Here is a 20,070-nt window from a genome sequence, read left to right as displayed (position 1 = left end):
AATACACAGATAAACAAAAATTTTTTAATATTTTATGCCGAAGATGCAGTATTGATACATAAAATCTGCGATATCATAAAAATGAGTCCTATCAACAGAATTATAATATTTAGACAAAGGAAATCAAGCATATATCATAATTGATTTCCTCATATAATTTGATTAAAAAGAGACATCAATATTTGAAAGCGGATGATACAGTTGATTCATTAATTCCGTGTCGCTTTTACGTCCACGATTAGAGAGCAGAATCACACTAGTTTTATTATCTTTAGAAAACAACCCAAACGATTCGAATCCTCCTTTACCACCATGAGCACGGAAATAAGTCCCTTTGTCATAAAAACCTGCTGCATAGAATCCGCCAGCGGCTGGTTGCCACATTTGCTCCAGCGAAGCTTTATCTAACAGTTTCCCATTCAATAATAAATCATAATAGCGATACAAATCGCCAACTGACATATAGAGATTTCCAGTTCCTACCTCAGCTGCCAAGTTAGCTGAGGAAATATCGTTAGGGTTCCCATAAGGATCTGTTTCACCATCCGTTTTGTAATTGACCGTAGGATGATCCTGCTGCAAAAAAACTTTATATAAGAAAGAGTGTTTCAACCCATTCTTATTGATAAAATAATCCGTTAACAGCATATCATAACTTTTTCCTGTTACTTTTGTCAAAATGCCTGCTAGTAAATTGTAGTTGATGGGACTGTATTTGAATGTTCCTTGGGTTCCGGATAAGACAGCATGTGCAGCATCCCAGTCGAGAATCTGCTGCACGTCTTCCAGTCCTTGGGGATTTTCTGAAAGCTTGAGTCCGGAAGCCATCTGCAGCATTTGCTGAATCGTAATATTAGCAGCACCAGGAATATAGGGATAAAAGCGGGCTAACGTATCTGTCAAGAATAATTTCCCGTCCCTAACTGCTCGCATAATCAAGACAGCTGTTAGACCTTTTTGTATCGAGCCAATATTGAATAATGTTGTCGGAGTATTTTTAATATCAGCTGCCTTGTCCGCATATCCGTACCCTTTATGCAGCAGGACTTTCCCATTTTTTACAACCAATGCACTTCCGATAAAGCCACTGGAAATAATTTTCTGATCGTAGATAGCTCCTTCAGGTGTGATGACTTCTTGATTACTAATGAGATTGTCATAGTTTCCCGCATCCAACAAGTCCTGTTTCTTGTTGGATGCGGGCTGCTCATTTTTGGAAGAGTAGCTGCTGGCAGTACTGGAATGTACAACTTGCTCACTGAAATGATCAGAAGCATCCGTTGGTTCCGTTGGTAAAAACAAGTAGTAGAGGCCAATGAGACCACAAATAATCACAAGGATATCAATCCCAAGCACTAGTTTATGAACGTTTCTTTTTGCATGTTTTTTCGTATGTCTACTCATTGAATAAAGCCTCCAACATTTCTATTCTCCAACAGTCCTCCTTTTTCATTCCCCCTGAATATCTTTTGGTGCTTCTTGCTGCCAATTTTTGGATAGGAAATAATGGTTGATTTCATAAGATGGTTTCTCTTTGCCCTTAGAATCCAAGAATGGCTGAATGTATTCATCTGCTGCTAGCCAGCCACGCCAGCCTAAGTGAATCGTATCTTCCATAAAATAGGGTTGATTGCCTTTCGTTGATAAATCAGCGATATTCATAAAGCCTTGACTTCTTAACTGGTAGCGGATCTTTTTGTCAAAACCAGTCAACACCTCTTGCGGTAAGCCAGTATAATCCATCCACTTCTGATTGATAGGCGGAATCACAAATAAGACATCCACATTGTTGCGAGCAAATTCTGTCAGTACTAGTTGAAAGTCACTATATTCTGGTCCAAAACGATAATCCCATTTCTTTTGAGAGCCTTTCATTTTATCTATGCGGCTTTGCAGATTATGTTGGTAAAAAGAATTCTTGATCCCTAAAGAATTATTAGTCGTTTCTGCTTTTCCTTCATTATCGGCTACTTGTTCTATTTGAGCGAGATTATAGGTAGAAGGTAATTTCTTTGCAGCAGCAGTGATTTTGTCAGTCAAGTTATGCCCCAACCCAAGACCACTAAAAAGCTCATCTTCCCGTTTCAAAATAGATCGTTGCAGATCAATCTGTTTTTTCTGCCAATCAGTTGGTATCTTACCGGATTTCACTTCATTCAAGACTTGTTCCGTCAAGCGATTTTCTCTCACTTTCGAATAGTCTAAGAGACGTTCGGCATAGTATTGATCGGTGTCAGAGATTTTCTTTAACGAAGAGAGCCAATCGTACACATGCTGTTCGGAATAATGATGGTTGAAATAGTCTCCTTTCAACCCTTTAGGAACGAACCATTGAGGGGAAACGATGAAGACTGCTTTTTTCCCTGCTAATTCTTTCGCCATTGATTGAATGATGGCGTACTGGGTCAGCGACTGGGTGCCAGGTGCACCAATCAAAAATGGCGTATAAGAACGGTGATATTTCTGCACCAATACGGAAGGATGTGTGGCACTCACACGGTTTAGTTCGGATGAGCCAAAAAATGGGACATATTTTCCTGTTGCTATTGCCTCATTTTTGATATGATCCCCACGAAACACCGCATCATTCATTGCCGTCGCCGCTTGAGCGATGACTTTCGGATCGTGGCTATTGATCTTCCAAGGGCCAAGGAAGAGTCCCCCGACAAGAATCACCGCACAAAGAAGCGGTCCAAAAGCCGTGAATAGTCGTTTTTTCATCATCGGCTTTGCAGCGTGTCGACTTTCTCAATGATTTTTGCTGGTGTATTCCACTCTGCCCGGTCAAATTCTGATACAGGAAACTCAATTCCTAACCGCCCTTCTAGTTCAACCAGCAATTGAACAGATCCTAATGAATCTAATAATCCTCCATCAAAAAGATCGATTGTTTCGTTTTCTTTTACTTCGTCACTTCCTGTAACTGATACTAAAATGTCTAATACTGCTTCTTTGGTTGTCATATTCTTTTCTCCTTTTATTTAACGAATAATTTGTCTAAGATTCCTGAGAAAATCAGGAAACTAAAGCAAACTGCTTGGAAGGTCAATACAGTGGACACCGCTTTGGTTAGTTTGTTCGAAGGTAGATTTCCTTGTTTTTTCTTCCAACGGATCCACGCATCATTTCCGCAAATCAGTGTCGCATGATATACCCCGTATAAAATGTAATACCAGGTAAGACCGTGCCAAATGCCCATTAATAGAAACAGGGCGAAATAACCGACATTAGATGCTACTATACGACTTTTGAAAACTTTCTTTTTGATCAGGGTGAACATCAATCGCATGTATACGTAGTCTCGGAACCAAAAAGACAGACTCATGTGCCAACGATTCCAGAATTCTTTGATATTGGGCGCCAGAAAAGGTTTATTGAAGTTAGCTGGTGTATCATAACCCATGAAGTTGCTGATACCAATTGCAAATAAACTATAACCAGCAAAATCAAAGAACAGATACATACTATAGACATACATATACCCTAGCATTCCCCAAGAGAACAGTCCATTTTGCAGGGCTTCTTTGGTCACGATCGGTAGTAATACTTGACCGAGATAATAACCAAGAATGAACTTATACAGGAGCCCTAGCATTATTTTGGCGACTCCTTTGTTTAAATAGTCGAGATACACTTCTTTTGTCGGTGGATTCAGCAGATCTTTCTCAAAGCGACGATAACGATCGATCGGTCCCGAAGAAATCGTTGGAAAGTATAGTAAAAACTGGATATAACGCCAAGGATGGTATTCTTTGATCAGGCCATCCCGTATCTCCATGATCATTTGCACCGATTTGAAGGTCAGATAAGAGATGCCCAAGAAATAAATCAGTGAGGCATGCCCAACAAAGAAAGGGGTGACTTTACTCAATGCCAATGGTAAGATCGCTGCTACCACTGCACCATAAAAGACGCCTGAAGTATTTGCTCGTTGACGATGCTGATAATAGCCATAGACGAGTAATGTCTGATACACGACGTACCCGATCAGCGCCAGACCCTGCTGCCAATATTCACCACCAAAACTTACGTACAATACCGCTAGTGTGAGTAACGTTTGATACCATTGCCAACGCTTTTGTTTGAACAGCAGCACAAGCATCATCGGAAGCAATCCTACCATTAGCCAAATGAAATAGGTGGGATTTGCATAAGGAATCATATGCTGCAGGTTCATGAAGGATTCACCTCATTTGTCAGCCGTTTGCGGTCGATTTTGCCATTTGCCGTATGGGGCAGATGCTCAACATAGATAAATCGCTGCGGGATCATATACTCCATCACCGTTTCACTCAGTGAAGATTTGATGGCTTTTGTCAGTTGAAACTCTTTCTCGAAGGGGTGCGTTTCGGGAACGACATAAGCAATCAACTGTTCCACTTTCTTTTCTTGATATTTAGGGACTACGACGGCTTGTTTGACCCACGAACTATTGCTTAAATGATGGTCAATCTCTTCTAGTTCCATTCGATACCCATGGAACTTCACTTGAAAATCAAGACGCCCTTCATAATGCAACAAACCATCTTCCGTCATTCTGCCGCTATCGCCGGTTCGATACGCTGGTTGCCCTTCATGGACAAAAAATGCCTCTTTTGTTTTTTCGGGATTGTTCAGATATCCTTTTGAAACGCTAGGACCACTAATGATAATCTCACCTACTTGCCCTTTAGGAACTAGTTGATCTTCTTCCATAAAGAAAACCGTCGAATCTTCTTTCACATACCCAATTGGCACCCGATCATATTGCTCCAGTAATTCTTCAGTGATTTGCACGCCGGATACGGCAACAGTCGCTTCAGTAGGTCCATAAGTATTGTAGATTTTTGCATTCGGAAAACGTTCCAGTAGCTCTTGAGCGGTTTTTTTCGGTAGTTCTTCCCCACAGAATAAGAAACGCTCCAACTGAGGAACGTGCATCCCGTCAAAGGTCTCTTCCATCAAACATAGTTTCATAAATGAAGGTGTCGAGATCCAAACATTGATAGCCAATTGCGGCAAAATCGCAAATAATGTTTTGAAGTCATTAATGACAACCTTTTTTAAAGGTACCAAGCAGCCGCCAGAAGTTAATGCTGGGTACACCCCCATGACAGAGAGATCAAAGGAATACGGTGCCTGCGCCAAATAATACATCCCGTCGCGTAAGGAAAAATCTTTCAATGTCCATTGCACGAAACTCAATAAATTCCCGTGACTAATCTGGACTCCCTTAGGGATGCCGGTCGTTCCTGATGTAAAGATGATGTAATAAATATCATCTTTTCCGAGCGTTTTTGCGTTACCTAAATTGCGCCCGCTTTGATAAATTTCTTCCAATTGATTTATTTCTAGCATTGGAATCATTGTTTCCGGACCTTGCCAGTCAGCTACACTAATGATCAAATCTGGTGTAGCCACAGAAAGGATCAATTCAACACGCTCTTTTGGTGTGGTACTTTCAATGGGGATATATGCCCGACCAGTTTTGGAAGCTGCCAAAAAAGCTGTCAGCATGTCAAATTCTAACTCGCCATAAACAACAATCGGTCCGCGAGTTTCCAACGTTTCCTCGAAATAGGCAGCTAATTGATTGGATCGAGCTGCTAATTGTCCATAAGTATATACTTGGTGATCTTCCCGGTAGGCAATCCTCTCTGAATCTTTTTTTGCCCACTCTTCAATGGCTTGCACAATATTCACCACGTTCATGAACATTCCTCCTAAAATTCATTATAGATAAAGGTGCCACCTTGCACGTTTTTATAGTGATAAAGATAAATTATCATAACGATAACAAAAAAATATAAAATAGTTTTCCACACAAAAGTAAGTACATGACTCTCAGGTCTATTATTCATAAATTTTTTCACAAAATTTCACCTCATGATAATATTCTGGAACCATTTTAATATAATTCAATAATACGAGACATTGATTTGTAGACTATAATCCTTACAATTTGGTAAGATTATTCTATGTTATTTAAACTTAATAAGGTTATGGTTATCCTATTAATATATAATGTATCTGGTCTATGAAAAATTGAATATTTTGTTTCTATTACTTACATCAAACGAATCGCTTCATGTGATTAATTAATCAATATAAATTATATGAAAAATCTCAATTATATTAAGATCTTATGGATTTTCCATAATAAAATCGAATTGAAAAAACACAGTTTGCGATTTTTTTTACAAAGGTTAAAATTTTTTAATTACTTAATTCAATATTTCTCTCAATTTCCTTAAGTTTCTCTTTCAAAACTACTTTATCAGACAAACGCTTAATTTTATTAACCAATTTATTTATTTCTTCATATTTTTTTTCGATATGTTCTGCTTTACTTTATCTCCGCTATAGCAATCATTTATAACTTCCTCTGTATGATTAATTAATTTTATTTGATATTTTACTTCTCTTAATAAACCTTTTATCACTCGTTTCCAATTATCTTCTTCAAATATGTCTATATTTATAGAATCTATTGTTTTAATATCAACATTGTATTCTATCACAATATCTTTCCGAACAGTTGAACCATTAATAGCCGGAGGGGGGATTGAAAGATTTCATTTACTGAATTTTGTACAATTAGTTTTTGTTGAATAATATTACATTGTTTACTTATTGCTTCAAATTGATCTGTTTTCAACTTTTCTCTGGGATACTTTTTCTTAAAGCTATGTATTTGTTCATTTAATTTTAGCAATAACTGGTTAATCGAAGATACCCTTTGATAATTTAAACTTTTTGATAAAAATCCTAAGTCATCTGAAAAGCTATCAATGACTTTTCCAATAGATCCTGAACTTTCTAAACTTAACAATTTTTGCTCAATTTCATTCCTTTCATTTTTGTATTTATTTTCTATGTAAGCTCCTAATCCACCAAGCAGAACTACCATAAAAAAAACAATACACCCACTAAGCACTAGTATCGTAACATTATACTCTGTTACTCTCTAAATAAAACATTTCTGACCTAATTAATTGAGCTGCTTGAGAATCTATAAAATGGGCAATTAAAAAAGGATCAAAAACTTTTAAGTTTCTGACCCTTTTGTATTAAACTTGAAAATAGAAAACCATATTATTCTCATCTATTTTTGTCTTAGCGGCACAATAAATCGACAATATCAAGAGCACCCTATCCTAACAAAAAAGAGAACAATAATTGTCCTCTTTCTAATTAGATCTTTATAAATGTAATTAAAGCAGCGATTCCTGTTAGGACTGCAGGGACGAACATTACGTATGTTGATTCAATTACGTATGCATCTACAAGGTATCCTTGCATTACAGAAAATGCAAGAACTGAAATGATATTCAATATAGTAATTATATAAAGTAAGTAATTTTTATATTTTTCTCGATTATTATCCTTTTTATAGACTATAAGTAACAAAAACACTTGTAGCAAAAATGGGACAACAGTAAGAAAAAAAACGATATTTTCTAACATCAAATCAACCTCTATTCTAAAAAATTATTTATGCTACCAATTTGATCGGTATAAGATAAGCGCTCTTTAGTTTTCATATTTACTGTAGTTGGAACTTCGGTTATCTCTAACTCATTAATATACCATAAAGTAGAAGGATTAGTTTCTTTTGTGTCCGTATCTATAATCAAGAATTTTTTATCTTCATATTGAGAAGATAAAAATAGTTTAGGAGCAAATGCATTGCAATACGGACAAGATTCTCTTGTAAATAGTACATAGTCAAAGTTATTAATATCTGATTTAGTAGTCACTGAAGTTTTTGCAGAGATTTCTTTTTCATAATAACTATATGAAAATACTGATCCAGAGGTCAACTGATTTTTAAACAAAAATAATACAAGCAAAATCGAGATCAAAGCAAAAATACTTGAAATAACTTTAATTACTATTCTCATTAAGGATTACATGCCTTTGCAACAGTAGCAGCATAGCTAACATCTGGTCTCCACGGCTCAATATTCCATGGAGTTTTCATACCACTGGCCCATTGTGCATGACACAAATATTGATCTAGCATACCATTTGTGTTTTTCCAATTCTTATCATTTTTATGTTTAGGCAATAATTTGTTCCAAGCGTTACCAATATGTGCAGCTCCTCCATTTCCTGAAGGAAGGTTTTTGGTTAATATAGCCTTAGGAGTTATACTCAAAGATACTTTACCATCTCTAGTGATCCATTTTACCGAAGAAAAATAATCTGAATGACTGTAATCACTTACCGCTTTTGCTAATGCTTGAATTTGTACAGGTTGTGTATAATCTAAAGCCCATGAAACCTCCGATAATACATCATTGTTTTCGACTGCTATTTGAACTTGTTCCTACTTAGGAGATAGTTCCACGGTGTCCTCACTATTAGAGATAGAATCTGCTGATACGATTGATGTGCTACCAATAACAGAACCTAAAATAAGCATTGACCAAATAACTTTTTTCATTTAAAATCCTCCTTTTTTAAAAATATACCATTTCAAATAGTATCTGAAAAACCTTTTATTCCTTGAATAAATTCATCTGAAAGTTTTGTGATATCATGCATTTCTACCTACTGTTTTTTGTCAAAAATTGATTTATAACTTTTTCTGACATGGCCATCGATCTCACAATACCCAACACATCGGTAGCCACCTTGGTCCATCCCTAAACGAAATCCTCCGATTCCTGAAAAGATCTAAAAAGGTGCCCTTATTTTCTGTTGTACCATTTTTCATTGTTCACTCAGTTTCTTCATGCGTATGAAAGGTGTTTCAAGTACCTGATGGATTAAGAATACCGAGAAAATGGTTGTTTATATTTCGGAACAATGGTGGCAATTAGACCTTTTTTAAGAAAGAAAAGTGATCTTTTTTGCCCTCCATGTTCCAGCCGCCTCCACCACTTAAGAGGGCCAAAAAATAGACGTGCAAGGCACGTCTGTAGAGCAAAAGGTTGATATTTCACTGAAATCTTGCTATACTAAATATGTAAAGAGGAGTTGCGCGAACAACTCCCCTACAGCACCGTTTAAGACGGTGGCAGTACTATTATTTAAACGAAAATAACCGTGACCTGCTAAAGTAGACGGTTATTTTTTTTTGTCATTTTTCACTGCTGTTAGGATGCCAAAGATGATCGTTGCGATTAAAGAACCGAAACTAATCATTAGCCCTAATGCTTCAGCTACAGACAAAAAGCTTCTCCTTTCTAAAGAGTGAACACTTACTTTCATAAGCATCACCACCTTCCAAAAGATAGCCACCGTCACAAACTTTACTGTACTCATATTATACCATAACCCACGCTGAAAACCTATATTTATCAAGGTTTTTAGCGTTTTTTTATCAACATTATTTAAGCCAATAAGCTTGTTCCTTCAGTCGCTCCAGCTACCACCACCGCTCCTTCAGAAACCGTGTTGTGGACACAACCCGAAGTGATCAATAGAAAAAAGTACCAACATCAGGCAGAGATCTCTTGTTCTTTTAAAGCTAAAATAGACAAAGCATTCGCAAACTGCAGTAAGCTGGATTGAGAATCATCGACGATCACATTTTTCTGATAATGGATCCGATCGCTCACATGATTGATAATCCGTAGACAAAACGCATCAAAAAAATCTTTCGTCTCCGATCGGTGATTTCTGGTTTATATGGATGGCTAATGGCCGTCAGACCCAAAGAAAATAAGTGGTGAAAATAAAGAAACTCTTGTTTGAACTGCTGATTTTCTTGAACAAAGCTAGAGTGTTTGATTTCTGGTATATCTTGGTCTAAGAGCGAATACGTTGAATGGATCGGCGACATCCTCGTCAATCCCATCCTTTCTCTTGAAACAAGATAACTAGAGAACATCGATCCGATCTCTCTTTTGGTTTTATCCCAATCAATCACCTCTTTTTCAGGTAATTCAAATTGGTGAACATCAAATAATCGCACGTTTTTCCTCTTTTCATATTAAAGTAGTCACTGTTCGAGAGACTTTTTTCTTTGATGTTCGCCCTCGTTTACTTGATAGACCAGCTCGGCTGACCGTTTGTTTGTGCTTGATGGTCAAAGACTCTTGAAATTTGCGCACTGTAGTCTCTCTTCAGACGTTCCAACTTTCTTTTTGCTCTTGCTAATCGATTATTGTCTATTTCTTGTCGATTATTGTCCTATTCTTCCATCAAATTTCCCTCCAAAAAAAGACCGGCTTTCGCCGATCTTATTTTTTTATTCTGCTATTTACTAATTGAAAGTAACTCTAACAATTTTTAAATTGTTCTATCAGTTTCCTTGAAGGTGGTTTACGATCAATTTTCTAAATACTTAGTTTATTTAGTATAAGAAAGTTTAAACTTTACATATATTTTTCTTGTACAAGGATTAGTTCTTCTTGTCTATGATAAAATTTATTAAACAGTTTGAAAGTAAAAACTATTCAAAGAAAGTGGGCGATAACAATGGGATTTTGGTATTTTTTAACGTTAGCTGTCGGTATAACTTTGTTGATCATAAGTGTTTCAAATAAAGAAGTATCTAGATCAACCAAATTCGTAATAGCCTGTTTTGTTTTAGGGATCTTGTTAGTCATAGGTAGTCTACTTTTATTTTTACCAGGCAGCTCTTCGATTATTGAGCAACTACTTCAACTAAATTAGCTTCGTTATTAAAAGCCGACTTTCTAAAAAAAGAAAATCGGTTTTTATTTGTACTGGTCGAAAAAAATTTTTCTACGGCTGATTTTGACTTTATTTTAGATCCAGCTGAACGATCAACGGCTCCCCTTCTTGCGTTGCTTCATCCAACATTAAAGAATAAACATCGGCATCCTCTTTCGTGATACGTACCTGTTGCGCACTCATTTCGCCAGCACCCACTTCTTGAATACGCATCATTTGGTTCTCTGGATCCACGCTATTGATAAAGTAATAATTTTCCATGACTTTCCTCTTTCTCCTAATTGAATAGGTCTGACTCTTGACTCATTTTTGCTTGTTCGATTTCACGCTGCAGCTTTTCAAAAGCTACTTTATTTTTGAATTGATCAAATTCATTGCTCGTCACCCGTTCCAGGTGTTTGACTTGATTTGTGACCGACCGACGATACTTGAATGATTCCTTAAATGGTTTGATTCGCTCATTTGGATTTCGCTTTGGCGGTGATCGACTTTCATTCGTTTCTTTCCCCTTGAAGTACTCCTGTTTCATTCTATTGTATATTTCTTTGTTAGGGTTTTGTTTACCTGATAGCGAAGACGGACGGAAAGGGTTGTCTTGTTGGGAAGAATCATTTTCCTTTTTCAGTTCTTGGAGGATACTGTTTCCTAATCGATAATATATGCCATCCGGCCCGTACATTCGGCCCTCGTAAAATGATTTTTTCTCTTTGTTAGGATCTCCCTCACCATAAGTAGCTTTCTTGAAAATATCTTCCTCTTTTGCCAGCTGTTTGAATTCTTCAAAATGGCCATTGTCTTTCATGGTATTCAGTAATTCAACCAACATATCATAATCAATAAATAGTGTAATAAGGTCGATCTCTTTTTTTAATGCGCTACTTAATTTACTTTTTAACCGAATCACATCAAATATATTTTGGAGCAAAGACCCTTCACCGTCGATTAAAATATCTAAATCACTGGTTTCTGTTGCTTCGTTTCGAGCGTATGACCCAAACAGAAAAGCTTTTTTTATTTTCCATTCTAAAAATATTGGTGTACATAATTTTTGAATGTCACTAATTGTATAAATCAAATAACCGAACTCCTTGTCTTCAATTTGAATATTAAAATAAAAATGAAAAGCGACAATTATACTCACCGTTTAGGAAAAAATATTGATAAAAAAGGGAAGGAACAGGTAAATCGATTGCTTCTTTTAGATCAAAAAAAGGGAAAGAGCATAAGGTAGATACCCCCACCTTCTAGTTAGAAGGTGGAAAATAGGCTGTGCCTATTGGGTTTTAAGAGATTTCAAAGTGATATCATTGCGGCTTTTTTAGTGGCACCCAGATACCACTACCGATGGCACCTAGGTGGTACTTTTTGTAAAAAGTGCCACCTAGGTGCCACCATCAACCCTCAATTATTTTGGTAAATATTGGGAAACAATATCATTAAAATCACGTTCTTTTTTGACATCTTCTTGAACAGATTTGACCTTTTTCTTTTCTTCTTTCTTTGATTCGTCCTTCCTGTTTTTAAAGCGATAGTTCTTATTTCGAACAACTTTCTTACTCATTGTGACTGCTTCTTGATAAACATCAGAAGAAAAAAGGTCTTGTATTTTGGTATGATCTTGCTCCAATTTTGCATTGGTCATAATCTCTAATAAAGACAAAGAATCCAATACTTTTTTTTTCGAAATTTATTTCTTTTCTCACCCGATTAAGTAATTCAAGCAGCGCATATCGAATTATCGGACTATCTTTAATATCCTCGTCAACGGGCAGATAGGTTTTTAATTCTTTCAAAGCATCTTCATGTTCCGTGTCTAAAAATACCGGAATTCGTTTCTTTGACATGTTATCTCACACACCTTTTTTGAGTTCGTCAATTTTCGATTCAATCAACTGAATCGTCTTTTCGATATCAGAAATTTTGGTTTGATTATCTGAAATGTTCCCTTTAAATGATTCAATCGTATTCTCCAAAGTGGTGATTGAATCTTACGTTTTTGCTAACTACTCTCCGACTTGATATTCTTTTTCTTCAGTGAAAGAAGCAATTTTTTCTCGTGCATTTTTTATTTCTTCGACAAGAGATTTGTTCTCTTCCTCAATCATTCTCGGATATAATGAATTTTTAGAATTTGATAATTTCATGAATTTATAAAGAAACTAGACTTTTTGAACCGATCCCCAAAAGTTAGATTCTTAGTCTAACTTATAGGAATCATTTTTTTTATGATAAAATTTAGTTGTGATTTTAAGAAAATAAATGGACAAAATTATCGTAACGATAACTCTTAAATAACAATGAAATGAAAGAAAAGACGAGAATCTTCCAGTACTTCGAGAATCTTGTCTTTTCTTGTTGAATATAAAAAACCGAAAATAGATATATTTTAAAGGCTCTTGTCAATAAATCTAATGGTAATAAGTCAAGTTGAAGATTGAAAATATTTTTATTGTGTAACCTGTTTTGAAGCGCACTTAACTAGCTCCGTCTAAAATCAAATTTTTTACAGGGGATTTCAAAGGTTTGCGTCAATAACAGAATGTTATTTACCTATTACTCTCCTTGGCAACGCGTAGAGTCGATGGTTACGTAGTAGCGTATCCACAAGACGCGTAACTTAAGACGATTGCTCGTTTGTGTTTATATTTGGGACCTCTTTACATTTGCTTTGATAAAAAACTTTATATTCAGGAAGATACTTTTTTATAGAGTTGGTAGCTTTAACTAAGTAGTATCCAAAATAGCGATTCCCTTGTTTTGTCAGAGGTGTATTTTATGACTGACAGTTACCAGATTGTTTGACTTTCGAATATAAGCCTGCATATTTTGCCAATTTTGTTTGATTTTCCAATCGTTCAATTTGACCGATTTCAACGATTAATTAAGTGGAGTACACCTTTCCAATACCTGGAACACCGGGCAAATATTGATATTCTCGAATGCCGACAAATAATTGCTTGATTGCTTTTCCAAGTCTTTGATGTTCTTTTCAAGCGCACGAATTTCACGTACAAGAACACTTAGAACGACATTGATGGATTCTTGTGCAAGTCTACCTAAACGATAACTCATGGTAATTGCACGTTGAATGATTTGGCAATTTTTTCTGGATCTTTAAAGCAACCTTTTCCTTCTTCTTGTAGTAAGTCACAGAACGCCTCTAAGGCTTCTTTAGCTATAGTCGCAGCATCCGCAATATTTCCATAGTTAATGCAATTCCTTTTACGGTATCTTCACCCATGACAACCATTCTAAAAATTTTCGCTAACTCGTCCATTCCAGCTGGAAAAGAATCCCAAAAATCAATATCATAATTACCATTTTAATGATTTGTATTCAAAAATCAGATGAATTGTTTGACGTGGCAATTAATAATAATACTTTAGCAATCAACAAGATGATTGACGGTATGTGGTTAAAGAAGAAAAATAGCTAGGAGATTTTTGAGAGATGACTGGTAAATTTAAAGATGAATTATTAACTGTTGTTGCAGATAATGATTTAAAAAATATTATTCAGTTAAGAAGATACTTTGAAAATCATAGTGATGAATTTACGTTCAAAAATATCACTCGTTTTCATCAAACCATTAATAATAATGTCGATGTTTTTGGTCTATATTTTGAGGGTAATCTTCAAAATTAAATGCACTTAAATATAAAAGCCCCCTGACGAAAGTCGAAGGGGGTTTTTATTTTGGTTTGAGGTTTGCATACCTACCGAAAAGGTAGAGTAGCAAAACGTCAAACAGGTATCAGCTAAATGCCACCATAAGGGTGCGCTGATACTCGGCTCAAAAGAGCCGACAGAGCCGTCTGCAAGACCCCTCGGAGAGCCCACACTTTACCTTGTAAAGTATAGTGGGTTATACTTTACAAGGAAGTAGTCACCGAATTCCAGTTAGAAATTACTTTGTAACTACGTTTTGAGGAGGAGTAAAATGCTTTCCTACGTTCGACATTACCCATTAGCGATAGCTAAATTAATGTGTCTGTGCTCTCCTAAAATCTGCTGATTTATTACTGACTAATACTGGAGGTTTTTTTATGGGACAGACAATCATATCTGCTATTGGTGTTTATATTTCCACCAGTATCGATTATTTAATTATTTTAATTATTTTATTTGCACAGCTATCACAGAATAAACAGAAATGGCATATTTATGCGGGGCAATATCTAGGAACTGGCTTACTTGTAGGGGCGAGTTTAGTTGCTGCTTATGTCGTCAATTTCGTGCCTGAAGCATGGATGGTTGGATTGCTTGGTTTAATCCCTATCTATTTAGGGATTCGCTTTGCAATTGTTGGAGAAGGTGAGGAAGAAGAAGAGGAAGAAATTATTGAAAGATTAGAACAAAGCAAGGCAAATCAACTGTTTTGGACAGTCACATTGCTGACAATTGCGTCTGGCGGAGATAATTTAGGTATCTATATACCTTATTTTGCTTCGTTAGATTGGTCACAGACCCTCGTGGCGTTGCTTGTGTTTGCAATCGGCATAATTATCTTTTGCGAGCTTAGTCGGGTGCTATCTTCTATTCCGTTAATATCCGAGACAATTGAAAAATACGAGCGAATCATTGTGCCCTTAGTATTCATTCCACTTGGACTATACATCATGTATGAAAGTGGCACGATTGAGACTTTTCTGAACTTTATTTTATAGATAAAAAAGCCCCTTAAATGGGGCTTTCAGACTGTAGACAAAGTACTAGTTTTTAGTGCTTTGTCTTTTTTTATCCGTTAAAATAAGAGTATCAATTGGAGGTGTATCCAGATGCTCTCAAAACAAGATATGAGTAAACGCGCACAAATCGGTTTCTTTTCTCTTGAAGACTTGGTCCCACAGGACCATTTATTGCGGCAAATAGATCAATGTATTGATTTCTCCTTTATTTATGAATTGGTTAAAGAGAAATACGATGAAATCCAAGGACGTCCTAGCTTGGATCCTATTCTTCTAATTAAATTACCAATGATTCAATATCTATTTGGTATTAAAAGTATGAGACAAACAATAAAAGAAATAGAAGTGAATATCGCTTATCGCTGGTTTTTAGGTTTGAGTTTAGAAGATCCTGTTCCTCATTTTTCAACATTTGGTAAAAATAGTGTTGCTGACCAATACTATTTGACACAGAACCATTTAACTTAACTTGATGCAAATAATAACTTATCTAAATCAAATATCTCAACATATTTTTGAGTATGCTGTTTAATTAAACCTCTCTCTTCCAATGATGAGAACTTACGACTTATTGTTTCTGGGGTTGTACCCAAGTACGAGGCTAGATCTTTTTTCGACATTGGTAAAGTCACATAAGTATGGTTTTCTTCATCTTCAACGTATTCTGATAGAAAATCAATAATACGAGACTCTACTTGCTCCATACCAACCTGCATCGTTTGCTTTTCTGATACCTGTAAACGTTTCGTAACATCTGATAGTATTCTTCTCATAATTTCTGGGTAAGCGCCTAAATAGTCATCCATATCCTTTTTATGAATTCTACATATGCTCACTTCTGATATTGCTTCAGCATAATTAGAATGGTAACTTTCAGTTTGAAAAATAGCCACTTCTCCCATAAAATCACCAGGATTTAATATGCGTACAGTTTGTTCACGACCAGATTCATTTAAGTTATAAACACGTACACGCCCATTATTTATAATATAAAGTGTGTCATCTTTATCACCATTTCCAAATAACAACGCATTCTTTGCATAATGTACTTCTTGCGCTGATTGCGCAATTAAACTCATTTGTTCTTCATTTAGGTGATTAAAAATCGGAACTAAACGTATACAATCTATATGACTATGGTGGTGATGGTGTGCCATACAGCTTTCCTCCTAATTAATCGTTATCTATATAGTCATCATCTTCTAACGCATCCTTGTTAACAAAGGCTTGAAGTTGCCAAATATTTATATCTAAGTAATCTTTATAACTAATTAGTAAATCTTCTAATGCATCATCTGCTTCTTCTTGTGCTAAACGCATTGCACGAACGGTAAATTCACGATTAGTCCTAAAATCTTCTACTAACTGTATGACCATTTCTTCAGCAGAATAATATTTTTCAGACGGATCTTCAGAAATTATTGTAAATTCCTGAAATTCAGTAGTTGTTGAAGCTGGCTTAAATCCTGAAGTTAGTAAACGTTCTGCAATCTTATCAAACCATGTCTCATTCTCATTGTATAAATTCTCAAAAACACTATGCAATGAATAGAAATTTGTGCCTTTCACATACCAATGATATTGATGTAATTTTACATGTAAGGTATGGATATTAGCAAGTATATGATCTGTGACAGCTACAGCATTAATCTTAGTATGATGAATGTGTTCTTTATATGCTTTTTCAGCAGCTAATTTTTCTTGTCTTTCATTTGCTGTTGTCATTTTATACACCTTCCTTTACTTTTGAACTAATAACTGAATATCCTAGGTTTTCAATAGCTCTTTCAATTGTACTCAAATTGACTTGTTCTTCATCAAAATCTACTTTTACCTTACTTGCATTGAACAGTACTTTTACAGAATCTTTTTCTACACCAGCTGTCTGTTTTAAACCACTTTCAATTTTTTGTAAACACGATGGACAAGTTAATGTTTCTAATTTTAATGTTGCTTTAGTCATATCTATCACTCCTTTAAATAAATTATACAGGACATTTCTTTTAAGATAATTGACATAGATCAATTATCTTAATTGATATCTTCTTAATCTCATTGCATTTAAAATAACTACTAAAATACTTGCCTCATGAACTAACATACCTATCGACATAGACATCCATTCACTAAATATTAAACTAACCAATAATATTATCACCACACCAACAGCAATTAGAATATTTTGTCTCATATTCGCATATGTCCCTTTAGCTAAACCTAAAGCATGGGGGAGACGATTAAAATTGGAATTCATTAGAACAATATCTGAACTTTCAATAGCCACATCTGTCCCATTTCCCATAGCAATCCCTACTTCTGCAGTAGCTAGAGAAGGGCTATCGTTCACACCATCACCAATAAAAGCAATAATTTCACCAGTAGACTGTCTTTCTTTTAGAAACGCTTGCTTGTCCTCAGGTAACATATCGCCATGAGCCTCGGTTAATCCTAGCTCCTTTTTAACTAAATTAACTGTGCCTTGATTATCCCCTGATAATACAGTGAGATTTTTAACACCAAGTGATTTTAATTTTTGTAGGTCTTGTTTAACACCTGCTCGAACTTGGTCACGGATTCCCATTAAAATAATTAACTTACGATCAACTGCCGTTAATACAATACTCTTCTTTTTTTTTCAAGAACTCAAAAAAGCGGAAAATCCCAGATTTAAAAATCTGAGTTTCCGCTTTTGTCATTTCAAGGATGGACTATTGTCTCAGCCTCTTCTAATTTATTCTTAAGATATTTTTACTTTCTCTGCAGGTGCTGATACTTCTTTTTGTTCTTTTCGACCTTTCAACTTATACTTCATTAATCTCATGCCATTGAAAATTACCACCAAGATACTACCTTCATGAACCAACATTCCGATAGACATATTCATCCATTCGCTGAAGAAGACGCTGGTCAACAAGACCAACACTACTCCAATTGAAATCACGATATTTTGTTTCATATTATTTGCGGTGGCTTTTACTAATCCTAATGCGTGAGGCAAGTTGCTGAAGTTCGAGTTCATTAAAACGACATCGGATGTTTCAATCGCTACGTCCGTTCCGCTTCCCATTGCGATTCCAATGTCTGCTAAAGCTAAGGACGGACTATCGTTAACGCCATCTCCAACAAAGGCTACAATTTGACCACGTTGTTGAAGTTTTCCGATATAAGCCGATTTGTCTTCCGGCAACATGTGGCCGTGAGCTTCGGTCAAACCAAGTTCGCCGGCGACCACATCAACGGTTCCTTGGTTATCTCCTGAAAGAACGACTAGATTTTTCACGCCCAAGTCTTTTAATTCCTGCAAATTAGCTTTCACACCCGGACGGACTTGATCGCGAATGCCCATCAGTACTTTTAATTCACCGTCGACCGCTGTCAAAACGAGAGAGTTCCCTTGTTGTTCAAACCGTTTGACATCTTTTTGCACTTTTTTGCTGAGAGTGACATTTTCTTTTTCCATCAAGGCCACATTCCCAACAGCCACTCTATGTCCAGCTACACTTGAAACGATTCCGCCGCCTTTCACGACTTCAGTTCCTTCAACAGGATAAAAATTTGTTTCTCCAATTTGATTTAAGACCGCTTTTGCTAATGGATGATCTGATTCCCGTTCCACACTGGCCAGATAGCCAAGCGTTTCAGCAGAATCTTTTTCATACAGTTCAGTCGCTGCAACGGTTGGGTTTCCGACAGTTAAAGTACCTGTCTTATCAAATACAATTGTATCCACATTGCTGAAGTCTTGAATGACTTCACTCCCTTTTAAAAGAACACCGTTACGAGCACCATTCCCGATACCGGCAACGTTTGAGACAGGCACTCCGATAACTAATGCGCCTGGGCAACCTAGAACCAAGATGGTGATTGCTAACTCAATATTTTGACTGAACGCCCATACAACAATTGCCAGAACCAAGACAGCTGGTGTGTAGTATTTAGAAAAGCGATCAATGAACCGTTCCGCTTCGGATTTAGAATCTTGTGCTTCTTCCACGAGTTCAATAATTTTTCCAAATGTGGTGTCCTCACCAACTCGGTCAGCTCTGATTTGAATCGTTCCGTTTTCTAAAATGGTTCCTGCAAAAACTTCTGCATCAGCTAGCTTGTTGACCGGAACAGCTTCCCCTGTAATGCTAGCTTCATTGATATGCCCTTCGCCCGTAAGGACTGTGCCATCCACTGGAACTTTCGCACCCGTTTTAACGAGCAAGATATCCCCTTCATCTACATCATCCACTTCTACTTCTTCAAATTCGCCATTATCCATTTGTTTCAAGGCGCTTTCGGGTGCCATTTCAGTCAATTCTTTGATAGCAGATCGCGTTTGGTTCAATGTTCGTTGTTCCAAGTAGTGTCCGAATAAGAATAAGAACGTGACAATAGCCGATTCTTCATAATTTTGAATAAAAAGCGCACCAATCGCTGCAATACTGACTAAGACATCAATACTGATGACTTTGACTTTCATTGCTTGAAACGCTTGAATGGCAATTGGCGTAATCCCAAAGACAGAGGCGATGATCAAAGACCACTCTGAAAGTCCTACGTTTTCTAAAACAAAGTGACTGAAGAAACCGAGTGCGATTAACAATCCACTGATGACGGTGATAACATTTTTCTTGCTTAATATATATTGTTGCATGCTTTTTCCCTCCAAATTTAATTTCTCTTTTATTGATAAACACAGTATAAGATAATTGCCTAAGTAATTAATTGACTGACATCAAGTTTTGAAAAAATACGTGTCCCTTCT

23 protein-coding genes and 3 pseudogenes are annotated in these 20,070 nt (G+C 36.3%); 3 read left to right on the top strand and 23 right to left on the bottom strand.

Going from position 1 to position 20,070, the window contains the following annotated elements; all coding sequences use genetic code 11:
- Positions 1-162: 162 nt before the first annotated feature.
- From IGI82_RS04005 to IGI82_RS03920, 18 genes and pseudogenes are all read right to left on the bottom strand, one after another.
- Positions 163-1,404, bottom strand: coding sequence for a serine hydrolase domain-containing protein (locus tag IGI82_RS04005; RefSeq protein WP_121262241.1), 1,242 nt, complete (start codon positions 1,402-1,404; stop codon positions 163-165).
- Positions 1,405-1,449: 45 nt separating this feature from the next.
- Entirely contained in the window at positions 1,450-2,724 is a 1,275-nt protein-coding gene (dltD, locus tag IGI82_RS04000; protein ID WP_005237701.1) for a D-alanyl-lipoteichoic acid biosynthesis protein DltD, read from the bottom strand.
- On the bottom strand, positions 2,721-2,963 hold the full coding sequence (dltC, locus tag IGI82_RS03995; protein ID WP_010748144.1) for a D-alanine--poly(phosphoribitol) ligase subunit DltC: 243 nt from the start codon (positions 2,961-2,963) through the stop codon (positions 2,721-2,723). Before dltC ends, dltD begins: the two co-directional genes overlap by 4 nt.
- A gap of 14 nt (positions 2,964-2,977) precedes the next feature.
- Complete coding sequence (gene dltB, locus IGI82_RS03990) at positions 2,978-4,177, bottom strand: D-alanyl-lipoteichoic acid biosynthesis protein DltB (RefSeq protein WP_005237703.1); 1,200 nt, start codon at positions 4,175-4,177, stop codon at positions 2,978-2,980.
- Positions 4,174-5,691: a D-alanine--poly(phosphoribitol) ligase subunit DltA gene (gene dltA, locus IGI82_RS03985; protein WP_010748143.1), complete on the bottom strand. Its 1,518-nt coding sequence runs from the start codon at positions 5,689-5,691 to the stop codon at positions 4,174-4,176. The genes dltB and dltA overlap by 4 nt, the downstream gene beginning before the upstream one ends.
- Before the next feature lie 11 nt (positions 5,692-5,702).
- Positions 5,703-5,840: a teichoic acid D-Ala incorporation-associated protein DltX gene (locus IGI82_RS03980; RefSeq protein WP_080646975.1), complete on the bottom strand. Its 138-nt coding sequence runs from the start codon at positions 5,838-5,840 to the stop codon at positions 5,703-5,705.
- A gap of 450 nt (positions 5,841-6,290) precedes the next feature.
- Positions 6,291-6,500 (bottom strand): hypothetical protein, encoded by a 210-nt coding sequence (locus tag IGI82_RS03975; RefSeq protein WP_034695562.1) that lies wholly within the window; start codon positions 6,498-6,500, stop codon positions 6,291-6,293.
- Positions 6,497-6,889 carry a hypothetical protein gene (locus tag IGI82_RS03970; protein ID WP_034695559.1) on the bottom strand — a complete coding sequence of 131 codons (393 nt, stop codon included), beginning with the start codon at positions 6,887-6,889 and terminating at the stop codon, positions 6,497-6,499. The genes IGI82_RS03975 and IGI82_RS03970 overlap by 4 nt, the downstream gene beginning before the upstream one ends.
- A 568-nt stretch (positions 6,890-7,457) precedes the next feature.
- The gene (locus IGI82_RS03965) at positions 7,458-7,883 is read right to left on the bottom strand and encodes a thioredoxin family protein (protein WP_118214683.1); all 426 of its coding nucleotides are present in this window, start codon (positions 7,881-7,883) and stop codon (positions 7,458-7,460) included.
- Positions 7,883-8,164: a DUF2599 domain-containing protein gene (locus tag IGI82_RS03960; protein ID WP_118214682.1), complete on the bottom strand. Its 282-nt coding sequence runs from the start codon at positions 8,162-8,164 to the stop codon at positions 7,883-7,885. Before IGI82_RS03960 ends, IGI82_RS03965 begins: the two co-directional genes overlap by 1 nt.
- A gap of 371 nt (positions 8,165-8,535) precedes the next feature.
- Positions 8,536-8,628, bottom strand: a complete 93-nt coding sequence (locus tag IGI82_RS03955; protein WP_375806106.1) for a hypothetical protein — start codon at positions 8,626-8,628, stop codon at positions 8,536-8,538.
- Positions 8,629-9,054: 426 nt separating this feature from the next.
- Positions 9,055-9,198, bottom strand: coding sequence for a putative holin-like toxin (locus IGI82_RS03950; RefSeq protein ID WP_221928441.1), 144 nt, complete (start codon positions 9,196-9,198; stop codon positions 9,055-9,057).
- A 346-nt stretch (positions 9,199-9,544) separates the two neighbouring features.
- Positions 9,545-9,904 carry a transcriptional regulator gene (locus tag IGI82_RS03945; RefSeq protein ID WP_225582132.1) on the bottom strand — a complete coding sequence of 120 codons (360 nt, stop codon included), beginning with the start codon at positions 9,902-9,904 and terminating at the stop codon, positions 9,545-9,547.
- Positions 9,905-10,698: 794 nt separating this feature from the next.
- Positions 10,699-10,890, bottom strand: coding sequence for a hypothetical protein (locus IGI82_RS03940; RefSeq protein WP_002314345.1), 192 nt, complete (start codon positions 10,888-10,890; stop codon positions 10,699-10,701).
- A gap of 16 nt (positions 10,891-10,906) precedes the next feature.
- Positions 10,907-11,704 (bottom strand): nucleotidyltransferase family protein, encoded by a 798-nt coding sequence (locus IGI82_RS03935; RefSeq protein WP_375806103.1) that lies wholly within the window; start codon positions 11,702-11,704, stop codon positions 10,907-10,909.
- 330 nt (positions 11,705-12,034) lie between these two features.
- Entirely contained in the window at positions 12,035-12,190 is a 156-nt protein-coding gene (locus IGI82_RS03930; protein WP_249641318.1) for a hypothetical protein, read from the bottom strand.
- A 22-nt stretch (positions 12,191-12,212) separates the two neighbouring features.
- The gene (locus IGI82_RS03925) at positions 12,213-12,473 is read right to left on the bottom strand and encodes a hypothetical protein (protein WP_375806101.1); all 261 of its coding nucleotides are present in this window, start codon (positions 12,471-12,473) and stop codon (positions 12,213-12,215) included.
- A 698-nt stretch (positions 12,474-13,171) separates the two neighbouring features.
- Positions 13,172-13,808 (bottom strand): annotated as a pseudogene (locus IGI82_RS03920) (transposase); the annotation flags it as partial.
- Positions 13,809-14,079: 271 nt separating this feature from the next.
- On the opposite strand from IGI82_RS03920, the gene IGI82_RS03915 reads away from it, so the two are divergent.
- The 3 genes and pseudogenes from IGI82_RS03915 to IGI82_RS03905 form a co-directional block, all read left to right on the top strand.
- Complete coding sequence (locus IGI82_RS03915) at positions 14,080-14,274, top strand: hypothetical protein (RefSeq protein ID WP_005225228.1); 195 nt, start codon at positions 14,080-14,082, stop codon at positions 14,272-14,274.
- 401 nt (positions 14,275-14,675) lie between these two features.
- Positions 14,676-15,296 carry a CadD family cadmium resistance transporter gene (locus IGI82_RS03910; protein ID WP_005237707.1) on the top strand — a complete coding sequence of 207 codons (621 nt, stop codon included), beginning with the start codon at positions 14,676-14,678 and terminating at the stop codon, positions 15,294-15,296.
- Positions 15,297-15,407: 111 nt separating this feature from the next.
- Positions 15,408-15,740: pseudogene (locus IGI82_RS03905) on the top strand (transposase); the annotation flags it as partial.
- A 41-nt stretch (positions 15,741-15,781) separates the two neighbouring features.
- Here the strand turns inward: IGI82_RS03905 and IGI82_RS03900 are convergent.
- From IGI82_RS03900 to IGI82_RS03880, 5 genes and pseudogenes are all read right to left on the bottom strand, one after another.
- Entirely contained in the window at positions 15,782-16,474 is a 693-nt protein-coding gene (locus IGI82_RS03900) for a Crp/Fnr family transcriptional regulator (protein ID WP_005225225.1), read from the bottom strand.
- 16 nt (positions 16,475-16,490) lie between these two features.
- On the bottom strand, positions 16,491-17,042 hold the full coding sequence (locus tag IGI82_RS03895; protein WP_375806099.1) for a Dps family protein: 552 nt from the start codon (positions 17,040-17,042) through the stop codon (positions 16,491-16,493).
- 1 nt (position 17,043) lies between these two features.
- The gene (locus IGI82_RS03890) at positions 17,044-17,280 is read right to left on the bottom strand and encodes a heavy-metal-associated domain-containing protein (RefSeq protein WP_005225223.1); all 237 of its coding nucleotides are present in this window, start codon (positions 17,278-17,280) and stop codon (positions 17,044-17,046) included.
- Between the two features lie 63 nt (positions 17,281-17,343).
- Positions 17,344-17,952: pseudogene (locus IGI82_RS03885) on the bottom strand (HAD-IC family P-type ATPase); the annotation flags it as partial.
- A gap of 102 nt (positions 17,953-18,054) precedes the next feature.
- Complete coding sequence (locus IGI82_RS03880) at positions 18,055-19,959, bottom strand: heavy metal translocating P-type ATPase (protein WP_005225221.1); 1,905 nt, start codon at positions 19,957-19,959, stop codon at positions 18,055-18,057.
- Positions 19,960-20,070: the final 111 nt, after the last annotated feature.

This window comes from Enterococcus sp. AZ067 (assembly GCF_051715005.1).
Lineage (GTDB): Bacteria > Bacillota > Bacilli > Lactobacillales > Enterococcaceae > Enterococcus_D > Enterococcus_D casseliflavus.
The sequence above is the reverse complement of the archived record's forward strand: the minus strand, read 5'-3'. Positions and strand labels throughout refer to the sequence as shown.

What these genes read in the sequence shown, in the direction of transcription:
- dltA (WP_010748143.1), bottom strand. Translation starts at nt 5,691, where the DNA reads ATGAACGTGGTGAATATTGTGCAAGCCATTGAAGAGTGGGCAAAAAAA.
- IGI82_RS03880 (WP_005225221.1), bottom strand. Translation starts at nt 19,959, where the DNA reads ATGCAACAATATATATTAAGCAAGAAAAATGTTATCACCGTCATCAGT.
- IGI82_RS03955 (WP_375806106.1), bottom strand. Translation starts at nt 8,628, where the DNA reads ATGGACCAAGGTGGCTACCGATGTGTTGGGTATTGTGAGATCGATGGC.
- IGI82_RS03965 (WP_118214683.1), bottom strand. Translation starts at nt 7,883, where the DNA reads ATGAGAATAGTAATTAAAGTTATTTCAAGTATTTTTGCTTTGATCTCG.
- dltC (WP_010748144.1), bottom strand. Translation starts at nt 2,963, where the DNA reads ATGACAACCAAAGAAGCAGTATTAGACATTTTAGTATCAGTTACAGGA.
- IGI82_RS03980 (WP_080646975.1), bottom strand. Translation starts at nt 5,840, where the DNA reads ATGAATAATAGACCTGAGAGTCATGTACTTACTTTTGTGTGGAAAACT.
- IGI82_RS03895 (WP_375806099.1), bottom strand. Translation starts at nt 17,042, where the DNA reads ATGACAACAGCAAATGAAAGACAAGAAAAATTAGCTGCTGAAAAAGCA.
- dltB (WP_005237703.1), bottom strand. Translation starts at nt 4,177, where the DNA reads ATGAACCTGCAGCATATGATTCCTTATGCAAATCCCACCTATTTCATT.
- IGI82_RS03910 (WP_005237707.1), top strand. Translation starts at nt 14,676, where the DNA reads ATGGGACAGACAATCATATCTGCTATTGGTGTTTATATTTCCACCAGT.
- IGI82_RS03930 (WP_249641318.1), bottom strand. Translation starts at nt 12,190, where the DNA reads ATGAGTAAGAAAGTTGTTCGAAATAAGAACTATCGCTTTAAAAACAGG.
- IGI82_RS03970 (WP_034695559.1), bottom strand. Translation starts at nt 6,889, where the DNA reads ATGGTAGTTCTGCTTGGTGGATTAGGAGCTTACATAGAAAATAAATAC.
- IGI82_RS03890 (WP_005225223.1), bottom strand. Translation starts at nt 17,280, where the DNA reads ATGACTAAAGCAACATTAAAATTAGAAACATTAACTTGTCCATCGTGT.
- dltD (WP_005237701.1), bottom strand. Translation starts at nt 2,724, where the DNA reads ATGATGAAAAAACGACTATTCACGGCTTTTGGACCGCTTCTTTGTGCG.
- IGI82_RS03915 (WP_005225228.1), top strand. Translation starts at nt 14,080, where the DNA reads ATGACTGGTAAATTTAAAGATGAATTATTAACTGTTGTTGCAGATAAT.
- IGI82_RS03950 (WP_221928441.1), bottom strand. Translation starts at nt 9,198, where the DNA reads ATGAAAGTAAGTGTTCACTCTTTAGAAAGGAGAAGCTTTTTGTCTGTA.
- IGI82_RS03925 (WP_375806101.1), bottom strand. Translation starts at nt 12,473, where the DNA reads ATGTCAAAGAAACGAATTCCGGTATTTTTAGACACGGAACATGAAGAT.
- IGI82_RS04005 (WP_121262241.1), bottom strand. Translation starts at nt 1,404, where the DNA reads ATGAGTAGACATACGAAAAAACATGCAAAAAGAAACGTTCATAAACTA.
- IGI82_RS03940 (WP_002314345.1), bottom strand. Translation starts at nt 10,890, where the DNA reads ATGGAAAATTATTACTTTATCAATAGCGTGGATCCAGAGAACCAAATG.
- IGI82_RS03900 (WP_005225225.1), bottom strand. Translation starts at nt 16,474, where the DNA reads ATGGCACACCATCACCACCATAGTCATATAGATTGTATACGTTTAGTT.